Below are 18790 nucleotides of genomic sequence, written 5' to 3'. Positions count from 1 at the left end.
TCGTCGAGGCAGATTCCGGGCTGCTTCTGAGCAGGGCCCGGAGCCGCGCCGATATGCGGGTCATCGTCGAACTGCGCACCGATTTCGTCCCGGAGGGCAAGCTGACGCTGTTCGGGGCCGCCAACCAGCGGACCGCGATCGACGGCCAGCAACAGCGGGTGCTGGCGCGGGTGGCCGGCGCGCAAAACGTGAAGCGCTTCCAGTCGGTTCCGCTGATGGCGATGACGGTGACTGCCGGACGCCTTCAGGCCCTCATCGACAATCGGGACGTTGCGGCGATCTACGAAGATGTCGCGGTGCCGCCGGCGCTCGACGCCAGCGTGCCGGTGATCCGGGCCGACGTCGCAGCCGGAATCGGGCGGATCAACGGTGGCAAGGGCTGGTCGGTCGTCGTGCTCGATACCGGCGTGCAACGCAGGCACGAGGCGTTCAGACGGAAAATCGCGTCGGAAGCCTGCTTCTCGACCAGTAGTGCCGATTCGAAGTCGCTTTGCCCCGGTGGCGCGCAATCCTCCACGGCCAAGGGGGCGGGAAACACCTGCCGGCGGTCCATGGACGGATGCGGGCACGGCACCCATGTCGCCGGGATCGCAGTAGGCAATCCGAAGGGCGCGGAAGCGATATACGCAGGCGTGGCGCCCAAGGCCTCGCTGATCCCGATACAGGTGTTCAGCCGGTTCTCCGGTTCCGCCTGCGCCGGGGCCGGCCCTTGCGTCCTGAGCTATACCAGCGATCAGCTTGCGGCACTGGAGCATGTGAACGCATTGGCCAGCGGCCGCAAGATCGCCGCGGTGAATATGAGCCTGGGGGGCGGGTTGCGCCGCAAGGCCTGTGGCAAGCACCCGCTGGCCCCGATCATCGAAACGTTGCGATCCAAGCGCATCGCGGTGGTGATCGCCGCCGGTAACGCCGGCGCCGACGGGCGGGTAAGCGCGCCAGGCTGCATTCCGGCGGCCATTACGGTGGCCAGTACGACGAAGACGGAGGACGTGTCGTCGTTCTCGAATTTTTCCAAGCTGGTCGATCTCGCCGCGCCGGGCAGCGACATCACGTCGACGATCCTGGGTAACCGGTTCGCCGTCCTGAGCGGCACATCGATGGCCGCCCCGCATGTCGCCGGTGCGTTGGCCTTGTTGCGGCATCGTTTCCCGAAGGCTTCGGTCCGGAAATTACGGCGTGCCTTGCGGTGTTCGAGCACACGGGTGACGCGCAACGGCGTCACCGTTCCGCGCATCGATGTCTACACTGCGTTCCTGGCGTTGAAGAACCGTCGCTGCACCTTGTAGGGATCGGCACAGGGATCGGCGCGATACGGCGAATGCGGGGCCAGTCATGAGACGGTTTGTCAACGCGGTTTCAACCTCGCGGCGGCTTTGCGCCGCGGCGGCGGTCGCCGTGGGCCTCGCGCTGGGGGCGGGCGGACACCCCGCATCGGCCGGGCCCGCGCTCGTCTTCGACGCCGATACCGGCGAGATCCTGCATGCGCATATGGCGACGACGAAATGGTATCCGGCGTCGCTGACGAAATTAATGGCCGCCTACGTGACCTTCGCGGCGATCGAGGCGGGCCGGATCGGGCTCGATACGCCGGTCGCCATTGGCGAGGGCGATCCGGCATTGGGCCTGACGCTTCCGCCCGGCACGATGTTGACCGTGGAGGAAACGCTGCCGCTGGTGCTGGCCGCCTCGCTGAAATTCGCGACGGAGGCGCTCGGCCGGACGGTCAGCGGATCTGTCGATGCCTTCGTTGCCGACATGAACGCGTCGGCCCGGCGTCTGGGCATGACCGATACCAACTATGTCAATTCGCACGGCTTCCATGCCGCGGGTCATATGACCACGGCGCGCGACATGGCGGTGCTGACCCGGGCGCTGAACCGGGAATTCCCGCAGTACCAGCGCTTCTTCGAGGTCCGGTCCGTCACCATTGCCGGGCAGCAGCGGCGAAACCACAACGACCTTCTCGGCCGGTTTCCCGGCGCGGATGGCATGAAGTCGGGCTATGTCTGCGAGTCCGGCTACAATCTGGTCGGCACGGCGACGCGCGAGGGCAGGCGACTTGGCGCGATCGTGCTGGGCGCCTTTTCGGCAGCCGAACGCGAGGCCGTGGCCGAGCAGATGCTAAAAGCCGGCTTCGCCGCCAGCTCTGGGGCGGTGAGCGTCACAATCGATACGTTGCCGCTGTCGCAAGACGGTCCGGTCGACATGCGTCCTTTTGTCTGCGGCAAGTCGCAGCCGCCCGCCGCGCTCGTCGGTTTTGGAACGATGGCGCCCCTGCCGCGGCCGAAACCCTGAATCTGCCGCGATCCGCGGACAGCCGGGGCCCTCACGCCTTGGCGTGTCCGGCGGGCGGGAGATCGATGAGCAACGTTGCCTCCCAGAGGCCGGAGCGAACAGCCTCGCCGATCAGGGCCGTGATGACGGCGCGAACCGCTTCGAGGGCATAGGTCGGGGGGCGCTCCGTCAGTTCGCAGATATGGAGCGTCCGCGACAGTTCCGGCTCGACGATCGGGCGGACATGCAGGTCGCCGCTCTCGATCCGTTCCTTCATGAACAGCCTTGTGCCGATGGTGCAGCCGAGACCGGCGAGCAGCGAGCCGCCGATCGCCTGCACCGAGTTCATCTGCAGGATGGCCCTGGCCTCGATCTTCTTCAGAAGCGCCACGTCGTTCATGATCGCGCGCGCCGATACGCCCTGCCGCAGGAAGATGATCGGAAGATCCAATAAGTCGCTGAAGCGCATCGGGTCATCCGTGTCGCCGATGATCTCGCGTTTTCCCACGCAGACCATGCGTTCATCGAGAACCGCCTGCGTCTTGAGCCGTGGGTCGGTGGGCGGGTTGTAGAGCAGCGCCAGCTCGACCTCGGACATCATCAGGTGCATCAGGGTCGAGCCCGACAGGCTTTCGGTCAGCGACAGCTTCACCTTCGGGTAGCGTTCCAGAACGGTGCGGGCGAGGTCGACCCCGATCGCCTTGACCGCAGAAAACGCCATGCCGACCGACACCTCGCCGGCGATTTCGCCGCCGGCGTCGATCACGTCCTGCTCGGCCGACGCCATCGTCTTCAGGATCAGTTTGGCGTGCGCATAGAGGCGTTCGCCCGCCGCGGTCGGCTGCATGCCGCGCGGCTTGCGCACGAACAGAGGCACCGAGAGTTCGTGCTCCAGATTGGCGAGGTGATGGCTCAGTGCCGAGACGGCGACGCGTTCGCGCTCGGCGGCGCGGGTTAGCGTTCCCTGTTCGAAAATGGCGGCGAAATAGCGGAGTTGCCGGCTGTCCATGGAGCGTCGAAAGGTTTCTAAAATTTCGAAAGCTGCTTTTGAAACATTATGATTTTGCGATTTAGCCGGCAACGATAACCTGCCAGACAACGACAATCGCAGGGAGGCAATTCATGGACCGGCCGTTCCGGCCGCTCGACGGCGTCCGCGTCGTGGAGATGAGTCACATGATCATGGGCCCGTCCTGCGGGTTGTTCCTGGCGTTCCTCGGGGCCGAGGTGATCAAGGTCGAGCCACCCGGCGGCGACAAGACCCGTGATCTCGGCGGGATGGGCGCTGCCTTCTTTCCGCTCGCGAACCGCGGCAAGAAGTCGGTGCAGCTCGACCTGACATCGGAAAGAGGGCGGGATGCCCTGCACAGGCTGCTCGATACGGCCGACGTGTTTGTCGAGAACTTCCGCGATGCCTCGCTTAGCGCCAGGGGCGCGGACCTCGACGCGCTGCACCGGCGATACCCGAGGCTGATCGTCGCCTCGCACAAGGGCTTCCTGCACGGGCCCTACCAGAACCGCACGGCGATGGACGAGGTGGTGCAGATGATGACGGGCCTGGCCTACATGACCGGCCCGTCAGGCCGCCCGCTGCGTGTCGGGTCGTCGGCCAACGACATCATGGCCGGCCTGTTCGGCACTGTCGCCGTGCTCGGCGCACTGATGGAGCGCGACAAGACCGGTGAAGGCCGTCACGTGCGTATCGGCCTGTTCGAGAACTGCCTCGTCCTCGTCGCGCAACACATGATCCAGTACGAACTGGAAGGCCGCAATCCGCCGCCCATGCCGGAACGTGAGTTCTCCTGGCCCGTCTACGATATCTTCGAGACGGCGGACGGCCGGCAGATGTTTGTCGGCGCCGTGACCGAGGGGCATTGGCACGCGCTGTGCGACCTGCTCGGCCTCGACGACCTCAGGTCCGACGAGCGGCTACAAACCCGCATGGACCGGATCAACGCGCGGGACTGGACGCTGCCGCGCATTGCCGCCGCACTCGCAGAGCGGACTTCCGAAGAGCTCGCGAAGGCGTTCGAGCCACTGGGCATTCCGTACTCGCCGATCGCCAGGCCCTGCGACATGTACGAGGATCCGCACGTGATGCGGCCCGGTGGCCTCGTCGCCTCGAAGCTTCCGGACGGCCGGCACTTCCGCGCGCCGTCGCTGCCCTTCGAGGTGGACGGCGAGATGTTCGACAATGGCGGCGACGTGCCGCGTATCGGGCAGGATACCGCCGCCGTCCTCGGCGCTCTCGGTCTCGACGAGGTGGAGATCGCCGCGGCGCGTGGCGCGGGCGAAAAGGAGAGGGCAGGCGCATGAGCAGGGTCGCCGCGCTGTATCCGAACGACACGGTGACCTTGCGCGAGGTGGGGCTGCGCGACGGCCTGCAACTGGTGAAGACCTGGCCTTCGACGGCGGCCAAGCGCGACTGGATCACCCGGGAATACGACGCGGGCGTGCGCCGCTTCGAGGTCGGCTCGTTCCTGCCGGCAGCCCGGTTCCCGCAGTTCGCCGACGTGGGCGCGCTGATCGAGCAGATCGACGGGCTTGAAGGTGCGAGTTCGGCCGCGCTTGCGTTGAACGAGCGCGGCGCCTCGGACGCGCTGGAGACCCCACTCGACGAGATCGTTTGCGTCGTGTCTGCAACCGAGGAGCACAGTCAGGCCAACGCCCGGCGCTCGCGTGCCGACGCGGTCGAGCTGATCCGCACGGTCGTGCGTCTGCGCGATGAGTCCGCGAACAGGCCGATCGTCAACGCCGGCATTGCGATGGCCTTCGGCTGCTCGATCGCCGGCGCGGTCGACCCGGCCGAGGTCCTGCGCCTTGCCGAGGCCTGCCTCGAAGCCGGCGCGGATATCGTCGGCATCGCCGACACGGTCGGCTACGCCGGTCCTAAGCAGGTCGGCGATCTTTCCGCGGCGATGGCGAAACTGTGCGGTGGACGGGCATTCATCGTGCATCTGCACGACACCCGCGGGATGGGGATCGCGAATGCGTCCGCCGCGCTCGATGCCGGCGCGCGCGTGCTCGACGGGTCGCTCGGCGGGCTCGGCGGCTGCCCGTTCGCCCCCGGCGCGACCGGCAATGTCGTTTTCGAGGATCTGGTCTACCTCTGCGAGACGAAAGGCATGCGTACCGGCATCGACATCGAACGGCTGACGGCGGTGCGCGAGATCCTGCAATCCGAGATGCCGGGCGAACACCTCTACGGATCGCTCGTGCGCGCCGGGCCGCCGCCAAATCTCGCATGGCGGCCGTGACCGCAGGACTGTTCTTGGACGTACGGCAATGACCACTCCCAGGGAGGAAACAATGGGAAAAACAACAACCCTCGTCGCCACGCTGGCGATCATGGCTTCGTCGGCGACGCTCGCCGAGGCAGCCACCGAAATGCGCTGCAGCCACCAGCTGCCGCCGGCGCACCACATCGCCAAGGTGATCGACCGCTGGGCCGAGGAAGTCGAGACGCAGTCGAACGGCGAGATCGACGTTCAGGTCTTCGGCGCCGATAGCCTCGTCGGCGCCAAGGAGAACATCGTCTCGGTCGCCAAGGGCGACATCGAGTGCGCCTTCTCGGTGAATTTCCAGTGGGGCAAGACCCTGCCGATCATGAACGTGACGCTGGCCCCGTTCGCGTTCGGCGATATCGAAGTCTGGAAGAAATGGCCGGACTCCGAAGCCGCCGCGTTCCTGAGCGAGAAGCTGCTCGATAAGGGCGTCCGGAACGTCGTCTGGCTGTTCACCACCAATACGTCGACCTTCACCCACAACGGCTCGTTCCTGGTCAAGCCGGAGGACTTCAACGGCATCAAGATCCGCGGCCTGACGCCAACCTTCGACGGCTCGCTTGCGGCGATGGGGGCCGCACCGGCCTCCATGCCCGGCTCCGAGGTCTATCAGGCGCTCGCCACCGGTGTGATCGACGCCGGGCTGACCGACGCGGCCGCCGCCGTGTCGCGCAAGTACTACGAGGTCCAGGATCACTTCACGGTGCTGCCGGTCATCAGCGTGTACTTCCACGGCTATGTGAATCCGGCCTGGTATGACGGCCTGTCGGACACGGCGAAGGCCGCGCTGGCGAAGGCGGGTGCGGAAGCCGCGAACTGGGCGATCGAGGCCTCGGAGGAAGCCGGCGCAGCCGCGCCCGGCCAGCTCGAGGAAAAGGGCGTGAAGGTGCACATCAACTCGGCCGAAGAGAATGCCGCGCTGGAGGCGGCGATGCGGCCGGCCTTCGACGAAAAATTCCTCGCCGACAGCCCGGACAGCAAGACCTTGATCGAGCTGGTCGGCAAGTTGTGAGGCGCAGCTTGCGATGAGCTTCATGACCGAAGGGGGGGAGGCGGCTGACGCCTCCCATCCACTCAGCCGCGTGGTCTACGCGCTGGCACGCCTGTGCGGATTCCTGAGCGCGCTTCTGATCCTGGTCATGCTCGCGGTCGTCATCTATGCGATCACGTACCGCTACCTGCTCAACGCGCCGATCCTCGGCGGCGACGAGCTGCTGGGCTACCTGCTGGTGGCCGCGATCATGCTGGGGGCGGCCGAGGCGCTGCGCCGCGGCGACCACATTTCGATCGATCTTATCGCCGACCGGGTGGGGCCCCGCGCCGCCCGAGGCCTCAGGCTCTGGGGCGATCTCGCGGTCCTCGTCTTCTCGGTCGTCCTCGGCTGGAGCGCCTGGCGCTCCGTTACCTTCGCCTACGACTTCGGGTCCTATTCCCCCGGATATCTCGAAATCGCCATGTGGATCCCGAAGTCGCCTGTTTTGATCGGCTCGGTGCTACTGGTGGCGACGGCACTGGCACGCATACTCGACGCGGCGGTGGGGCCGGGTAAGGCGACAGGCGCGGGGCCGGGCGCGGGAACCGGCCGGCAATGACGATCGTCCTCGTCTTCGGCGGCCTGCTCCTGCTGCTCCTGTCGGGCATGCCGATCTTCGCCGCGCTCGGCCTGACCGGGATCGCGGTCCTCGGCATTGCCGAAGGCAAGGTCTCGGGCATCGCCGATACGGTGTTCTCCCATTTCGACAATTCGATCCTGACCACGATTCCGCTGTTCGTCTTCATGGCGCAGGTGATGATCCGGGCGAAGGTGATCGACGATCTCTACGACATGGCGCACACGGTGATCGGCCATGTGCGCGGCGGCCTGGGAGTCGCCACCGTCGCGTCCTGCACGATCTTCGCCGCCATCTCCGGCTCCTCGGTGGCGACCGCCCTCAGCATCGGCTCGAGCGCGATCCCGCAGATGAAGCGGTTCGGCTATCCGGAGCGCGATGCGCTCGGCGTGATCGCCGCCGGCGGCACCCTCGGCATCCTGATCCCGCCGTCGGGACCGATGATCCTTTATGCCATCGTCTCCGAAGTCTCGATCGGAGCCCTGTTCCTCGCCGGCCTGGTGCCCGGCCTGATCATGGCGGCGGTCTTCGCGCTCTATTGCGTCGCCAGCGCAAAACCGGCCAAGGGCATCGAAACGCCGGACTGGGCCGGCTGGTCCAGGGCGATCGGTGCGATCCGCCGCTCGATCTGGGCGGTGCTCGCGCCGCCGATCATCATGGGCGGCATATTCTTCGGCGTCTTCACCGCCTCCGAGGCTGCCGCCGCCGGCTCCTTCTATGCGCTCGCCGTCGCGGTGCTCGTCTATCGCAATTTCGGCGTCCGCGATCTCTATGTCTGCGCCTACCAGACCATGCGCACGTCGCTGATGGTCTTCATGATCATCGCGGGGGCGGGCATCTTCGGACACGCGATCACCATCATCCGGCTGCCCGTCGGCGTCACCGAGGCGGTCACGCATTTCGGCCTCGGTCCGCTCGGCTTCATTGCCGTCGTCATGGTGCTGATCTTCGTGATGGGCATGTTCCTGGAGACGATATCGATCATCCTGATCACGACGCCGATCCTGCTGCCGACCATGGCGCAGCTCGGCATCGATCCGGTGTGGTACGGCGTCTTGCTGATGCTCAACCTGGAGCTGGCGCTGGTCACGCCGCCGGTGGGAATGAACCTGTTCGTGATCAAGGGCATCACCGACGCGCCGTTGTCGGAGGTGGTGCGTGGCGCGCTGCCTTACGTTCTGCTGCTGATCGGCGGATTGCTGCTGCTGATCGCCGCGCCGGGCCTTGCGACATGGCTCCCCTACAGCGCGGGATTTGGCCGCTAGGGCTGGGCGAAACGGGAGCGTTTGGGCGAAAAAGGGCGGTCAGGTTCGTCCTTTCCGTGCCGACCATCCGTTTCATCGCAGAGCATCGCCGCGCACCTGTTCGTGAGGACGCCGGGGGCACCCTTGCCGTCGCATGGCAGGACTTGGTAGGACTCGGGGCGAGGAAACGTCCCGGCCGCGATGGCCTAAGATCAAAGAATGGTCAGCGTCACCTACGATCCGGCCCTGGTGGTCGCTTCCGTGCTGGTAGCGATCATGGGGGCGTTCACCGGCCTGCGACTGACGAGCGGATTGCGGCACCTCGATCCCGCCGCCCGCCGCCCGCGCATCGCCGAAGCTGCGGTCGCGCTTGGCGGCAGCATATGGTCGATGCATTTCGTCGGCATGCTCGCGGTCAGCATTCCCCTGACGATCTCCTACAGTGCGCTGCCGACGCTCATTTCCGCCCTGGTGGCGATCCTCGTCGTCGGCGTCGGGCTGATCGCGCTGCATTTCGGCGCAAGGACGCAGGATCGTATCCTGATCGCCGGTACGCTGACGGGGCTGGGCATCGTTTCCATGCACTATATCGGCATGACGGCGATCACCGGGAACTGCGTCATCGCCTACAAACCGATCGGTCTCGTCCTGTCGACGGCGATCGGCATAGGCTCATCGGTCCTGGCGCTCGAGCTCGCCTATCGCCGGCGAACCTGGGTGATGACGGCGTGCGGCGCGGTGGTGCTCGGCCTCGCCATTTCCGCGATGCATTACGTGGCGATGATCTTCACCACCTTCGAAGCCACCGATACGGTCGTCTTCGTCGCCACCCCGAACATCTCGACGGGGACGCTGGCGATGATCGTCGCGCTCGCTTCCTTCGTCATCTGCGGCCTGTTCCTGCTGATGGCCATCCCGGTCGAGAACCAGGCGCGGCTGGCCATGCGGCCGGCCGGCGTGGCCATCGGTGTTCCAGGGGGCGTTCCCGGGGGCGCGCCCGTTACCGTTGCGGGCGCCTCCGGAACGGTGAGTGTGCCGCCGAAGGCGGATTCAGCCCTGTCCAAGGCCTATGTCGCCGGCGGCCCGAACGAAAAGAAGCCGGATCCGGGCCTGTCCGGCCGGATTCCCTATGAGCGCGACAATACGATCCGGTTCCTGGCCACCGAGCAGATCTCCGCCTTCCGGGCCGACGGCCACTACACGCGCGTCATCAACGGGTCCGCCGAGTTTTTCTGCCCCTGGTCCATCTCCAGGGTCGAAAAAGCCATCGAAACGGCACCGTTTATCCGGACCCATCGCAGTTATCTCGTGAATCTGCGCCATGTGGCGGGATTCAAGCGTGAAGGCGACAAGGCGTTCTGTTTCCTGAGCGGCGACCGGGAGGTCAGGATTCCCGTCAGCCGCTCGCGGATCTCGGACGTCCAGAAGGCGCTCGGCCTGCAGTAGCCGATCCATCGGGCCCCGCATTTCCCGCATTTCGTGCAGCCAGCCCGCATTTCGTGAAATTCACGCGCGTCCGGGTAGTTTGATCTCGCAACGGTAGCGCCTGCGGTCCCATCGTTCCTCCCAATGTGCGGTCGACCAAGAAGCCGCATGAGGAGGAGACCATGATACCTGGAGCATTCGACTACCATCGTCCCTCGACGGTGGCCGAGGCGCTGTCGCTTCTCGCCGAAGCCGGCGAGGACGGGCGTGTCTTGGCCGGCGGCCACAGCCTGATCCCGATGATGAAGCTCAGGATGGCGGTGCCGGAAACCCTGATCGACCTGCGCCACATCGGCGAGTTGAAGGGCATCGACGAAGCCGACGGAACCCTTACCATCCGCGCCATGACCACGCAGGCGGAGGTGATCGACTCCGGCCTGCTCGCCGAATATTGCCCGATCCTGCGCGAGACGGCTCTGCAGATCGCCGACCCGCAGATCCGCAACCTCGGCACCATCGGCGGCAACGTCGCCAACGGCGATCCCGGCAACGACATGCCGGCGCTGATGCAGGCGCTTGACGCGGCCTATGTGCTCGTCGGTCCGAACGGTTCGCGCGAGGTCTCCGCCCGCGACTTCTACGAGGCGGCCTACTTCACGGCCCTCGATGCGGGCGAGATGCTGACGGCGATCAGGATTGAGGCGCCGCCGAAGGGTCACGGCTACGCCTACGAGAAACAGAAGCGCAAGATCGGGGACTACGCCACCGCCGCCGCGGCGGTGATCCTCACCATGTCCGGCGGCAAATGCGACAGCGCCTCGATCGCGCTGACCAATGTCGCCGACACGCCGTTGTTCGCCGAGGCCGCCGGGGCCGCGCTCGTCGGTACGGAACTGGATGCCGTTGCGGTGAACGCCGCCGTCGCCGCCGCCGAATCCATCTGCCAGCCGGCCGAGGACGGCCGCGGCCCGGCGGATTTCCGTACCCGGATCGCAGGCCAGATGGTGCGCCGCGGCATCGCCCGCGCCGCCTCCCGCGCCCGCTGACACCATTCGAGAGACCGACATGAGCAAGATGCACGTCAAGATGACGGTCAACGGCAAGGCGGTAGAGGGCCTTGCCGAACCGCGCATGCTCCTCGTCCACTTCCTGCGCGAGGAGCTGAACCTCACCGGTCCGCATATCGGCTGCGACACCAGCCATTGCGGCGCCTGCACGGTGGACCTGGACGGCCAATCGGTGAAGGCCTGTACGATGTTCGTCTCCCAGGCGAACGGCGCGGACATCACCACGATCGAGGGCATTGCCGCGCCGGACGGGACCCTGCACGCGCTGCAGGAGGCCTTCCGCGAGCACCATGGCCTGCAGTGCGGCTTCTGCACGCCGGGCATGATCACCCGGGCCTACCGGCTGCTGCAGGAGAACCCGAATCCGACCGAGGACGAGATCCGGATGGGCATCTCCGGCAATCTGTGCCGCTGCACCGGATACCAGAACATCGTCAAAGCCATCAGCGCCGCGGCAGATGAGCTCGCCGGCGCGAGGGAGGCAGCGGAATGAACGACCAGACCCCGACAACCGTCGAACGCGCCGAGAAGCTCCAGGGCCTCGGCTGCAAGCGCAAGCGCGTCGAGGACGCGCGGTTCACCCAGGGCAAGGGCCACTATGTCGACGACATCAAGCTCCCCGGCATGCTGTTCGGCGATTTCGTGCGCAGTCCCTATGGCCACGCCCGCATCAAGTCGATCAACAAGGATGCGGCGATGGCCGTGCCCGGCGTGGTCGCGGTGCTGACCGCCGACGACCTGAAGCCGCTGAACCTGCACTACATGCCCACGCTGGCCGGCGACGTGCAGGCGGTGCTGGCCGACGAGAAGGTCCTGTTCCAGGGCCAGGAAGTCGCCTTCGTCGTCGCCGAGAACCGCTATGTCGCCGCCGACGCGGTGGACCTCGTCGAGGTCGACTACGAGCAGCTTCCCGCCATCAACAACGCCTTCAAGGCGATGGACGAGAACGCGCCCCTCCTGCGCGAGGACATCAAGGACAAGATGGACGGCGCGCACGGGCCGAGGAAGCACTACAACCACATCTTCAACTGGTCGGTCGGCGACAGGGAGGACACTCACAAGGCGATCGAGGGCGCCGACGTGGTGGCCGAAGAACTGATCACCTATCAGCGCGTCCATCCTTGTCCGCTCGAGACCTGCGGCTGCGTCGCCTCGATGGACAAGGTGAACGGCAAGCTGACCATCTGGGGCACCTTCCAGGCGCCGCACGCGGTGCGCACGGTCGCCTCGCTGATCACCAACATCCCCGAGCACAACATCCGCATCATCTCGCCGGATATCGGCGGCGGCTTCGGCAACAAGGTCGGCGTCTATCCCGGCTACATCTGCGCCGCCGTCGCCTCGATCGTCACCGGCGTGCCGATCAAGTGGGTCGAGGATCGCATGGAGAACCTGACGTCCACGGCGTTCGCCCGCGACTATCACATGAGCGGCAAGATCGCGGCGACCAGGGACGGGCGCATCACGGCGCTCGACTGCCACGTGCTCGCCGATCACGGCGCGTTCGACGCCTGCGCCGATCCGACGAAGTTCCCGGCCGGATTCTTCAATATCTGCACGGGGTCGTACGACATTCCGCTGGCGCACGTGTCGGTCGACGGCGTCTACACCAACAAGGCGCCGGGCGGGGTCGCCTATCGCTGCTCGTTCCGGGTGACGGAGGCGTCCTACTTCATCGAGCGGATGATCGACATTCTGGCGCGCAAGCTGGACATGGACCCGGCCGAGATCCGGATGAAGAACTTCATCCGGAAGGACCAGTTCCCCTATACCTCTGCGCTCGGCTGGGAATACGATTCCGGCGACTACGAGACGGCGCTCGACAAGGCGATGAAGACCGTCGACTACGCCGGGCTGCGCGCCGAGCAGAACGCGAACCGCGAGGCCTTCGATCGCGGCGAGACCCGCAAGCTGATGGGCATCGGCGTCGCCTTCTTCACCGAGATCGTCGGGGCCGGACCGGTGAAGAACTGCGACATCCTGGGGCTCGGCATGTTCGACTCCTGCGAAATCCGCATCCACCCGACGGGCAGCGCCATCGCCCGGCTCGGCACGATCAGCCAGGGGCAGGGCCACGCCACGACGTTCGCGCAGATCCTGGCGAGCGAAATCGGCATTCCCGCCGACCAGATCACCGTCGAGGAGGGCGATACCGATACCGCGCCCTACGGTCTGGGCACCTACGGCTCGCGATCGACGCCGGTCGCCGGCGCGGCCACCGCGATGGCCGGTCGTAAGATCCGCGCCAAGGCACAGATGATCGCCGCCTATCTGCTCGAGGTGCACGAGGACGACCTCGAATGGGACGTCGACCGCTTCCAGGTGAAGGGCAATCCCGAGCAGCACAAGACGATGGCCGAGATCGCGTTCGCCGCCTACAACCAGGCGATCCCGGGTCTCGAGCCGGGTCTCGAGGCGGTCAGCTACTACGATCCGCCGAACATGACCTATCCGTTCGGGGCCTATATCTGCGTCGTCGACGTCGACGTCGACACCGGCGTCACGGACATCCGCCGCTTCTACGCGCTGGACGATTGCGGTACGCGGATCAACCCGATGATCATCGAGGGGCAGGTGCATGGCGGCCTGACGGAGTCGCTGGCGATCGCCATGGGCCAGGAGATCGCCTACGACGAGATCGGCAACGTCAAGGGCAGCAGCCTGCTCGATTTCTTCCTGCCGACCGCGGTCGAGACCCCGGCCTGGGAGACCGACTACACGGTGACGCCGTCGCCGCATCACCCGATCGGCGCCAAGGGCGTGGGCGAAAGCCCGAATGTCGGCGGCGTATCGGCCTTCTCGAACGCGGTCAACGATGCGTTCGCCCACAAGGGCCTGACGCATACCCAGATGCCGCATGATCACTGGCGGGTCTGGAAGACGGCGGAAAAGCTCGGCCTGAACGGCTGAACGACCGGGGCTAGGAGCGGTTCTTGCCAGATTGGACCGCTCTATGTCTGGGGAGGGTGCCGGGGGCCGGATCTCGTATTCGGTCTCCGGTATTCCCAAGTTAGGACCATGGAAACAGTCGCGGATCTCAAGCAACGCCTCGCCCAGGTTCACTATGTCGCCGACGATACGCTGGCGACGGCGCTGCAGCTCGCCCTGACGCTGAAGCGGCCGCTCCTGCTGGAGGGCGAGGCGGGCGTAGGCAAGACGGAGATCGCCAAGGCGCTTGCCGCGATCCTGGATACCAGGCTGATCCGGCTGCAGTGCTACGAAGGACTGGACGCCAACGCGGCGATCTACGAGTGGAACTACCAGCGCCAGCTTCTGGCGATCAAGGCGAGCGAGCACGAGAACATCGGCGCCGCCGAGATCGAAAAGCACATCTTTTCCGAAGACTATCTGCTGCGCCGTCCGCTGCTGGAAGCGATCAGCCAGGACAAGGCGCCGGTGCTGCTGATCGACGAAATCGACCGGGCGGACGAGGAATTCGAGGCCTATCTCCTGGAGATCCTGTCGGATTTCCAGATCACCATCCCCGAGCTTGGCACTGTCACGGCGAAGAGTGTTCCGCACGTCATTCTCACCTCGAACGGGACGCGCGAGCTCTCAGACGCGCTGAGGCGGCGCTGCCTCTACGCCTATGTCGAGTTCCCGGATCCCGAGCGGGAACTGGCGATCATCCTGTCGCATCTGCCCGACATCGAGGAGCAGCTCGCGGTGCAGGTCGCCCGTTTCGTGCGGGAACTGCGGAAGGAAGACCTGGAGAAAGCGCCCGGCATCGCCGAGACACTCGACTGGGCCGCGGCGCTGACCGGACTGGGCCTCAAGACCCTCGACCAGGATCCCGACGCCTTCCAGTCGAGCCTGATCTGCCTGTTGAAGACGGAAGCCGACGCCAAGGCGGTGACCCGGGAGGTCACCGGCCGGCTCGTCGGCCACGCGGCATGACCGCGCCCGCCCACGCGCCAATCGCCCGCCGGGTGGCCGGCTTCATAGACCATCTGCGGCTGAACGATTTCGCCGTCGGTCCGGCCGAGACGCAGGCCGCGCTGACGCTCATCGACCGGATCGGGCCGCTTCAGGCGGCGCAGGTGCGCAACGGCCTGAAAATCCTGCTGACCGGCAGGCACGAGGAATGGGCGCGCTTCGACGACCTGTTCGAAGCCTACTGGTTTGCCCGCGGGCGCGAACGCACGGCGGCCGGTGCGGGCAGTCCGCACCAGCGCGCGGCCGCGACGAAACCGACGATCTGGTCCGATCATCTGCCCGACAGCGCGGCAAGCGGCCTCGGCGATGCGCGCGGGGGAGGGGACACTGAACAGGATGCCGCGGGCGAGGCGGCGGGCCGCATCGTCGCCTCGCGGCAGACCGCGGTGCGCAAGGCGGATCTTCGCCATGTCGCCGACCGCGACGAGATCGCCGAGGCCGAGCGGCTCGCCTACAGGCTGGCCGCGGCCATGCGCTACCGCCTGTCGCGGCGTTTCTCTGTCGCGGCGAAGGGGCCGAAGCTCGACCTGCGCCGCACCATTCGCGCCAATATCGGCCATGGCGGCGAGCCCATTACGCTGGTCCGTCGTGCCCGTCCGGACCGTCCGGTGCGCATCGTCGTGCTGCTCGACGTGTCGGGCTCGATGAAGCTGTACAGCCGCTTTTTCCTGCAGTTCGTGAAGGGGCTGGTCTGCGAGTGGATCGACGCCGACGCCTACCTGTTCCACACGCGGCTGATCCGGGTCACCGATGCGCTCAAAGACAAGGACACCGTGAAGGCCATGACCCGGCTGGCGCTGATGGCCGAGGGCTTCGGCGGCGGCACGAGGCTCGGCGAATGCCTGAAGGTCTTCAACGACCGCTACGCCAAGCGCGCGCTCAATTCGCGCACGGTCTTCATGGTGTTGAGCGACGGCTACGATACCGGCACGCCGGAGACGCTGGTCGCCGAGTTGACGCGGTTGAAGAAGCGGGTGCGCCGTATCGTCTGGCTCAACCCGATGCTGGGCTGGCGCGACTACGAGCCGATCACGCGGGCGATGGCGGCGGCGCTGCCGCTGATCGACCACTTCGCCGCCGCGAACACGTTGGAATCCCTGGCCGGGATCGAGGACGATCTTGGCCGGTTGTGAGGTGATGCCCCTGTCGGAGGCAAAGCGATGAGCAAGACCGCATCGAACACGCTCGACCTGATGGACCGCCTGCGTCAGTCGGGCGAGGATTTTTGCGTCGCGACGGTGATCCGCACCGCCGCGGCGACCTCGGCGAAGGCCGGCGCCAAGGCCGTGGTGACGCGCGACGGCGCGGTGCACGGCTTCATCGGCGGCGGCTGCGTCACCGGCGCCGTCAAGCGCGTCGGCCTCGAGGCGCTGGCCGACGGCAAGCCGCGCATGATCCGCGTCAAGCCGAAGGAGGACGTGGTCGAGCCCGTCGATGTGGACGGTGTGGAATTGCACACGTCGAGCTGTCCGAGCGGTGGCACCGTCGACATCTTCTTCGAGCCGATGCGGCAGGCCGCCCGGTTGGTGGTCTGCGGGGCGTCGCCGGTGGCCACGACGCTCGCCACGATCGCAGTCGCCATGGGCTACCGCACCATCGTCGCGGCACGCGAGGAAGACCTAGACCGGTTTTCCGGCATTGACGAAACGCGCACCGACTTCGATCTGGGCGCGCTCGACCTCGGCGATCGGGATGCTGTGGTCGTCGCGACCCAGGGCAAACGCGACCGCGAGGCGCTCAAGGCGGCGCTGTCGTCCGGCGCGGGCTATGTCGGCATGGTCGGCAGCAGACGGAAGATCGCCAAGCTTCTCGACCAGATCGGCCCGGAGGCGCCGGCCGACGCCAAGGCCGCCCTGCACGGACCCGCCGGCCTCGACCTCGGCGCCATCGAGCCCGAGGAGATCGCCCTGTCGATCCTGGGGGAGATCGTCAAGGTTCGCCGCCGGGCCGCCCGCGCGTGGCCGTCGGAATTGGCGGGCGGCGAGGCGGTCTGAGTGGCGTTCGTCCGACCCCGCGGTACCGCCTCCGGGGTCTACACGCCCCGGTCCGGCATCACTTCGGAAACAGGAAGGTCATGGAGAACCGGCCGCCCCAATCGGGATCGCCGGTCGGCGTTTCCGCCCAGTACCGGGCACCAACCTGGAACTGAACCTTCTGATGGAACACCGTGTAGATGTGCGAAACCATGAGGTTGATCGGGACGTTCCAGGTCTCGTTGGTCCAGTCGTAGGTGGTTTCGGTGTTCAGGAATATCCCCGTGGAGTCGGGGAACGTGTACCCCACGAAGGGCTGCAGGTAGGTCGCGTTCACCTCCGGCACGCCGTTCGCGCCGGCATATCCCCAGACGTGATTGGCCAGGACGCCCACCGTCCAGCCGTGTGATTGATAGAGCGCGACACCGGTCGGCCCGGCGCCCCACTGCCGCGAGCTCCAGCCGTTGCTTCCCGTCGGCCACAGGAATACCGGCCCGACACCCCAGGTGAATCCGCCTGTCGCCTTCGGCGAGAAGAAGAAGCTCTGCGTGGTGTCGCCGAGTCCGGACATCGTGGGAACGCCGGCCATCGGGCTCTGCAGGCTCTGCAGCGGCAGAATGGTCCGGACAATCAGGTTCCAGTCGTCGTTCAGGGTGATGGGAACGACCGGCTGGACGTTGAGATAGAACCTGTCGCCGTCCTTCGGGCCAAAGCAGCAATCCCAGTTGAACTGCAGCGGAAGACTGATCAGGTTGGCGATCGGGTTGGCCGCCTGCGCGGCAAGATCGGCATCATTGTCCTGCGCGACAGCGATGGCGGGCGCCATAAGCGCGATCGCGCCCGCTATGGACGCAGATAGACTTAGCCTCATCTTCCGTTCCCCCGATTTGCACATGGCGGTGCGTCGAAGACACGTGCCTGATTGAGACAGGTCAGCTGACGTCGGCTCGTCGGCCGGTCTACTGATCCGGGAAAACCTGTTTCCAGTCGTCCTTCATGCTGATCAGGTGCCAGCCCTCCTTGGGGGCTGCGTCCATCGCCTTGTCGAGCTTGCCGATATGGGAGTCGCGATCATAGGCGAACTCGCGCGCGGCATCGTCGTGGTGGACGATCATGCCGAGCCGCTTGCCGGGCCCTGTCGTCGTCCATTCCAACATCTGGAAATCGCCGTCGGAATTGCCGAAGGCCGCGATCGGCCGCTTGCCGATATGGCTCTGGATGCCGACCGGCTTGCCTGGTCCGTCATCGACGAAATTCAGTTCGGCCAGGCGCATGATCACCGGGCCCTTGTCGGATTCCTCGTATTTCAGCTTGATCGAGGAACCGACGACATTCTCAGGTGGAATGCCGTAGGTCGTTTCGGTCCAGGGGCGCATGAACTCGATGCCGCCGCCCGAGACGATGAAGACGTCGAAGCCGTTGGCCTTGAGGTAATCGATGAGTTCGAGCATCGGCTCATAGATCATCGCCGTGTTGAGCTTTCCGGTCTCGGGGTTCTTCGCCGTCGCGATCCAGTCGGTGACGATCTTCTCGAAGTCCTCGGTGCTCATGCCGGCGTGGGTCGCGGCGATGATCTCGGCGAGACCCTTCTTGCCGGACGCGGCGACGCTCTTCATGTCGCCGGCGAGCACGGACTTGAAGGGTTCCTTGTCCTTCCATTCCGGATGGTCGGGCGCCATCGCCTTTACCCGGTCCAGCGCGAAGGCGAGCTGCACATACATGGGCTGCTCGACCCAGAGCGTTCCGTCATTGTCGAAGGTGGCGATGCGGTTGTTGGGGGCTACGTAGTCCGGCCCGCCTTCGGTCGTTACCGCGGCGACGAAGTCGACGATCGCGGCCTTTGTCGCACCGTCGTTCCAAGAGGGAAGGGGATCGGTCTGGGCTTGCGCAGCGGCTGCGAGGGGAAGTGCGGCGAGCACCCCTGCAGCGATTATCGAAACGAATGATCGTCTGAGCATAGGACTGCCTCTTTCGCCA

17 protein-coding genes and 1 pseudogene are annotated in these 18790 nt (G+C 66.1%); 14 read left to right on the top strand and 4 right to left on the bottom strand.

Annotated elements, in window-relative coordinates; all coding sequences use genetic code 11:
* Positions 1 to 53: 53 nt before the first annotated feature.
* Together MUB46_RS22900 and MUB46_RS22895 are read left to right on the top strand one after the other, a co-directional pair.
* Positions 54 to 1286: a S8 family peptidase gene (locus MUB46_RS22900; RefSeq protein WP_315902778.1), complete on the top strand. Its 1233-nt coding sequence runs from the start codon at positions 54 to 56 to the stop codon at positions 1284 to 1286.
* A 46-nt stretch (positions 1287 to 1332) separates the two neighbouring features.
* Positions 1333 to 2295: a D-alanyl-D-alanine carboxypeptidase family protein gene (locus MUB46_RS22895; RefSeq protein WP_261618294.1), complete on the top strand. Its 963-nt coding sequence runs from the start codon at positions 1333 to 1335 to the stop codon at positions 2293 to 2295.
* Between the two features lie 31 nt (positions 2296 to 2326).
* Here the strand turns inward: MUB46_RS22895 and MUB46_RS22890 are convergent, their stop codons facing one another.
* Positions 2327 to 3061 (bottom strand): LysR substrate-binding domain-containing protein, encoded by a 735-nt coding sequence (locus MUB46_RS22890; protein ID WP_425256304.1) that lies wholly within the window; start codon positions 3059 to 3061, stop codon positions 2327 to 2329.
* A 96-nt stretch (positions 3062 to 3157) separates the two neighbouring features.
* Positions 3158 to 3214, bottom strand: a pseudogene (locus tag MUB46_RS24420) (hypothetical protein); the annotation flags it as partial.
* A 182-nt stretch (positions 3215 to 3396) separates the two neighbouring features.
* On the opposite strand from MUB46_RS24420, the gene MUB46_RS22885 reads away from it, so the two are divergent.
* The 12 genes from MUB46_RS22885 to MUB46_RS22830 all read left to right on the top strand — a co-directional run bounded on the left by MUB46_RS22885 (position 3397) and on the right by MUB46_RS22830 (position 16834).
* Entirely contained in the window at positions 3397 to 4590 is a 1194-nt protein-coding gene (locus tag MUB46_RS22885) for a CaiB/BaiF CoA transferase family protein (protein WP_261618292.1), read from the top strand.
* Positions 4587 to 5531 (top strand): beta/alpha barrel domain-containing protein, encoded by a 945-nt coding sequence (locus MUB46_RS22880; protein WP_261618291.1) that lies wholly within the window; start codon positions 4587 to 4589, stop codon positions 5529 to 5531. Before MUB46_RS22885 ends, MUB46_RS22880 begins: the two co-directional genes overlap by 4 nt.
* A 52-nt stretch (positions 5532 to 5583) precedes the next feature.
* Positions 5584 to 6570: a TRAP transporter substrate-binding protein DctP gene (dctP, locus tag MUB46_RS22875; RefSeq protein ID WP_261618290.1), complete on the top strand. Its 987-nt coding sequence runs from the start codon at positions 5584 to 5586 to the stop codon at positions 6568 to 6570.
* Positions 6571 to 6583: 13 nt separating this feature from the next.
* Positions 6584 to 7150 carry a TRAP transporter small permease gene (locus MUB46_RS22870; RefSeq protein ID WP_261618289.1) on the top strand — a complete coding sequence of 189 codons (567 nt, stop codon included), beginning with the start codon at positions 6584 to 6586 and terminating at the stop codon, positions 7148 to 7150.
* Positions 7147 to 8433, top strand: coding sequence for a TRAP transporter large permease (locus MUB46_RS22865; protein WP_261618288.1), 1287 nt, complete (start codon positions 7147 to 7149; stop codon positions 8431 to 8433). Before MUB46_RS22870 ends, MUB46_RS22865 begins: the two co-directional genes overlap by 4 nt.
* 198 nt (positions 8434 to 8631) lie before the next feature.
* Entirely contained in the window at positions 8632 to 9858 is a 1227-nt protein-coding gene (locus tag MUB46_RS22860) for an MHYT domain-containing protein (RefSeq protein WP_261618287.1), read from the top strand.
* 161 nt (positions 9859 to 10019) lie between these two features.
* Positions 10020 to 10883, top strand: a complete 864-nt coding sequence (locus tag MUB46_RS22855) for an FAD binding domain-containing protein (protein WP_261618286.1) — start codon at positions 10020 to 10022, stop codon at positions 10881 to 10883.
* A 19-nt stretch (positions 10884 to 10902) separates the two neighbouring features.
* The gene (locus MUB46_RS22850) at positions 10903 to 11397 is read left to right on the top strand and encodes a (2Fe-2S)-binding protein (RefSeq protein WP_261618285.1); all 495 of its coding nucleotides are present in this window, start codon (positions 10903 to 10905) and stop codon (positions 11395 to 11397) included.
* Complete coding sequence (locus MUB46_RS22845; RefSeq protein ID WP_261618284.1) at positions 11394 to 13814, top strand: aerobic carbon-monoxide dehydrogenase large subunit; 2421 nt, start codon at positions 11394 to 11396, stop codon at positions 13812 to 13814. The genes MUB46_RS22850 and MUB46_RS22845 overlap by 4 nt, the downstream gene beginning before the upstream one ends.
* A gap of 108 nt (positions 13815 to 13922) precedes the next feature.
* On the top strand, positions 13923 to 14801 hold the full coding sequence (locus tag MUB46_RS22840) for an AAA family ATPase (protein WP_261618283.1): 879 nt from the start codon (positions 13923 to 13925) through the stop codon (positions 14799 to 14801).
* Positions 14798 to 15973: a vWA domain-containing protein gene (locus tag MUB46_RS22835; RefSeq protein ID WP_261618282.1), complete on the top strand. Its 1176-nt coding sequence runs from the start codon at positions 14798 to 14800 to the stop codon at positions 15971 to 15973. Before MUB46_RS22840 ends, MUB46_RS22835 begins: the two co-directional genes overlap by 4 nt.
* Before the next feature lie 27 nt (positions 15974 to 16000).
* Positions 16001 to 16834 carry an XdhC family protein gene (locus MUB46_RS22830; RefSeq protein WP_261618281.1) on the top strand — a complete coding sequence of 278 codons (834 nt, stop codon included), beginning with the start codon at positions 16001 to 16003 and terminating at the stop codon, positions 16832 to 16834.
* A 58-nt stretch (positions 16835 to 16892) separates the two neighbouring features.
* Here the strand turns inward: MUB46_RS22830 and MUB46_RS22825 are convergent, their stop codons facing one another.
* Together MUB46_RS22825 and MUB46_RS22820 are read right to left on the bottom strand one after the other, a co-directional pair.
* A complete protein-coding gene (locus MUB46_RS22825) occupies positions 16893 to 17639 on the bottom strand; it encodes a hypothetical protein (RefSeq protein ID WP_261618280.1) in 747 nt (248 codons plus the stop codon).
* Positions 17640 to 17772: 133 nt separating this feature from the next.
* Positions 17773 to 18771 carry an HAD family hydrolase gene (locus MUB46_RS22820; RefSeq protein ID WP_261618279.1) on the bottom strand — a complete coding sequence of 333 codons (999 nt, stop codon included), beginning with the start codon at positions 18769 to 18771 and terminating at the stop codon, positions 17773 to 17775.
* Between the last annotated feature and the right edge of the window lie 19 nt (positions 18772 to 18790).

This window comes from Microbaculum marinisediminis (assembly GCF_025397915.1).
Classification (GTDB): Bacteria; Pseudomonadota; Alphaproteobacteria; order Rhizobiales; family Tepidamorphaceae; genus Microbaculum; species Microbaculum marinisediminis.
Note: the sequence above shows the minus strand (reverse complement) of the source record. Positions and strands in the feature narration are given on the sequence as shown.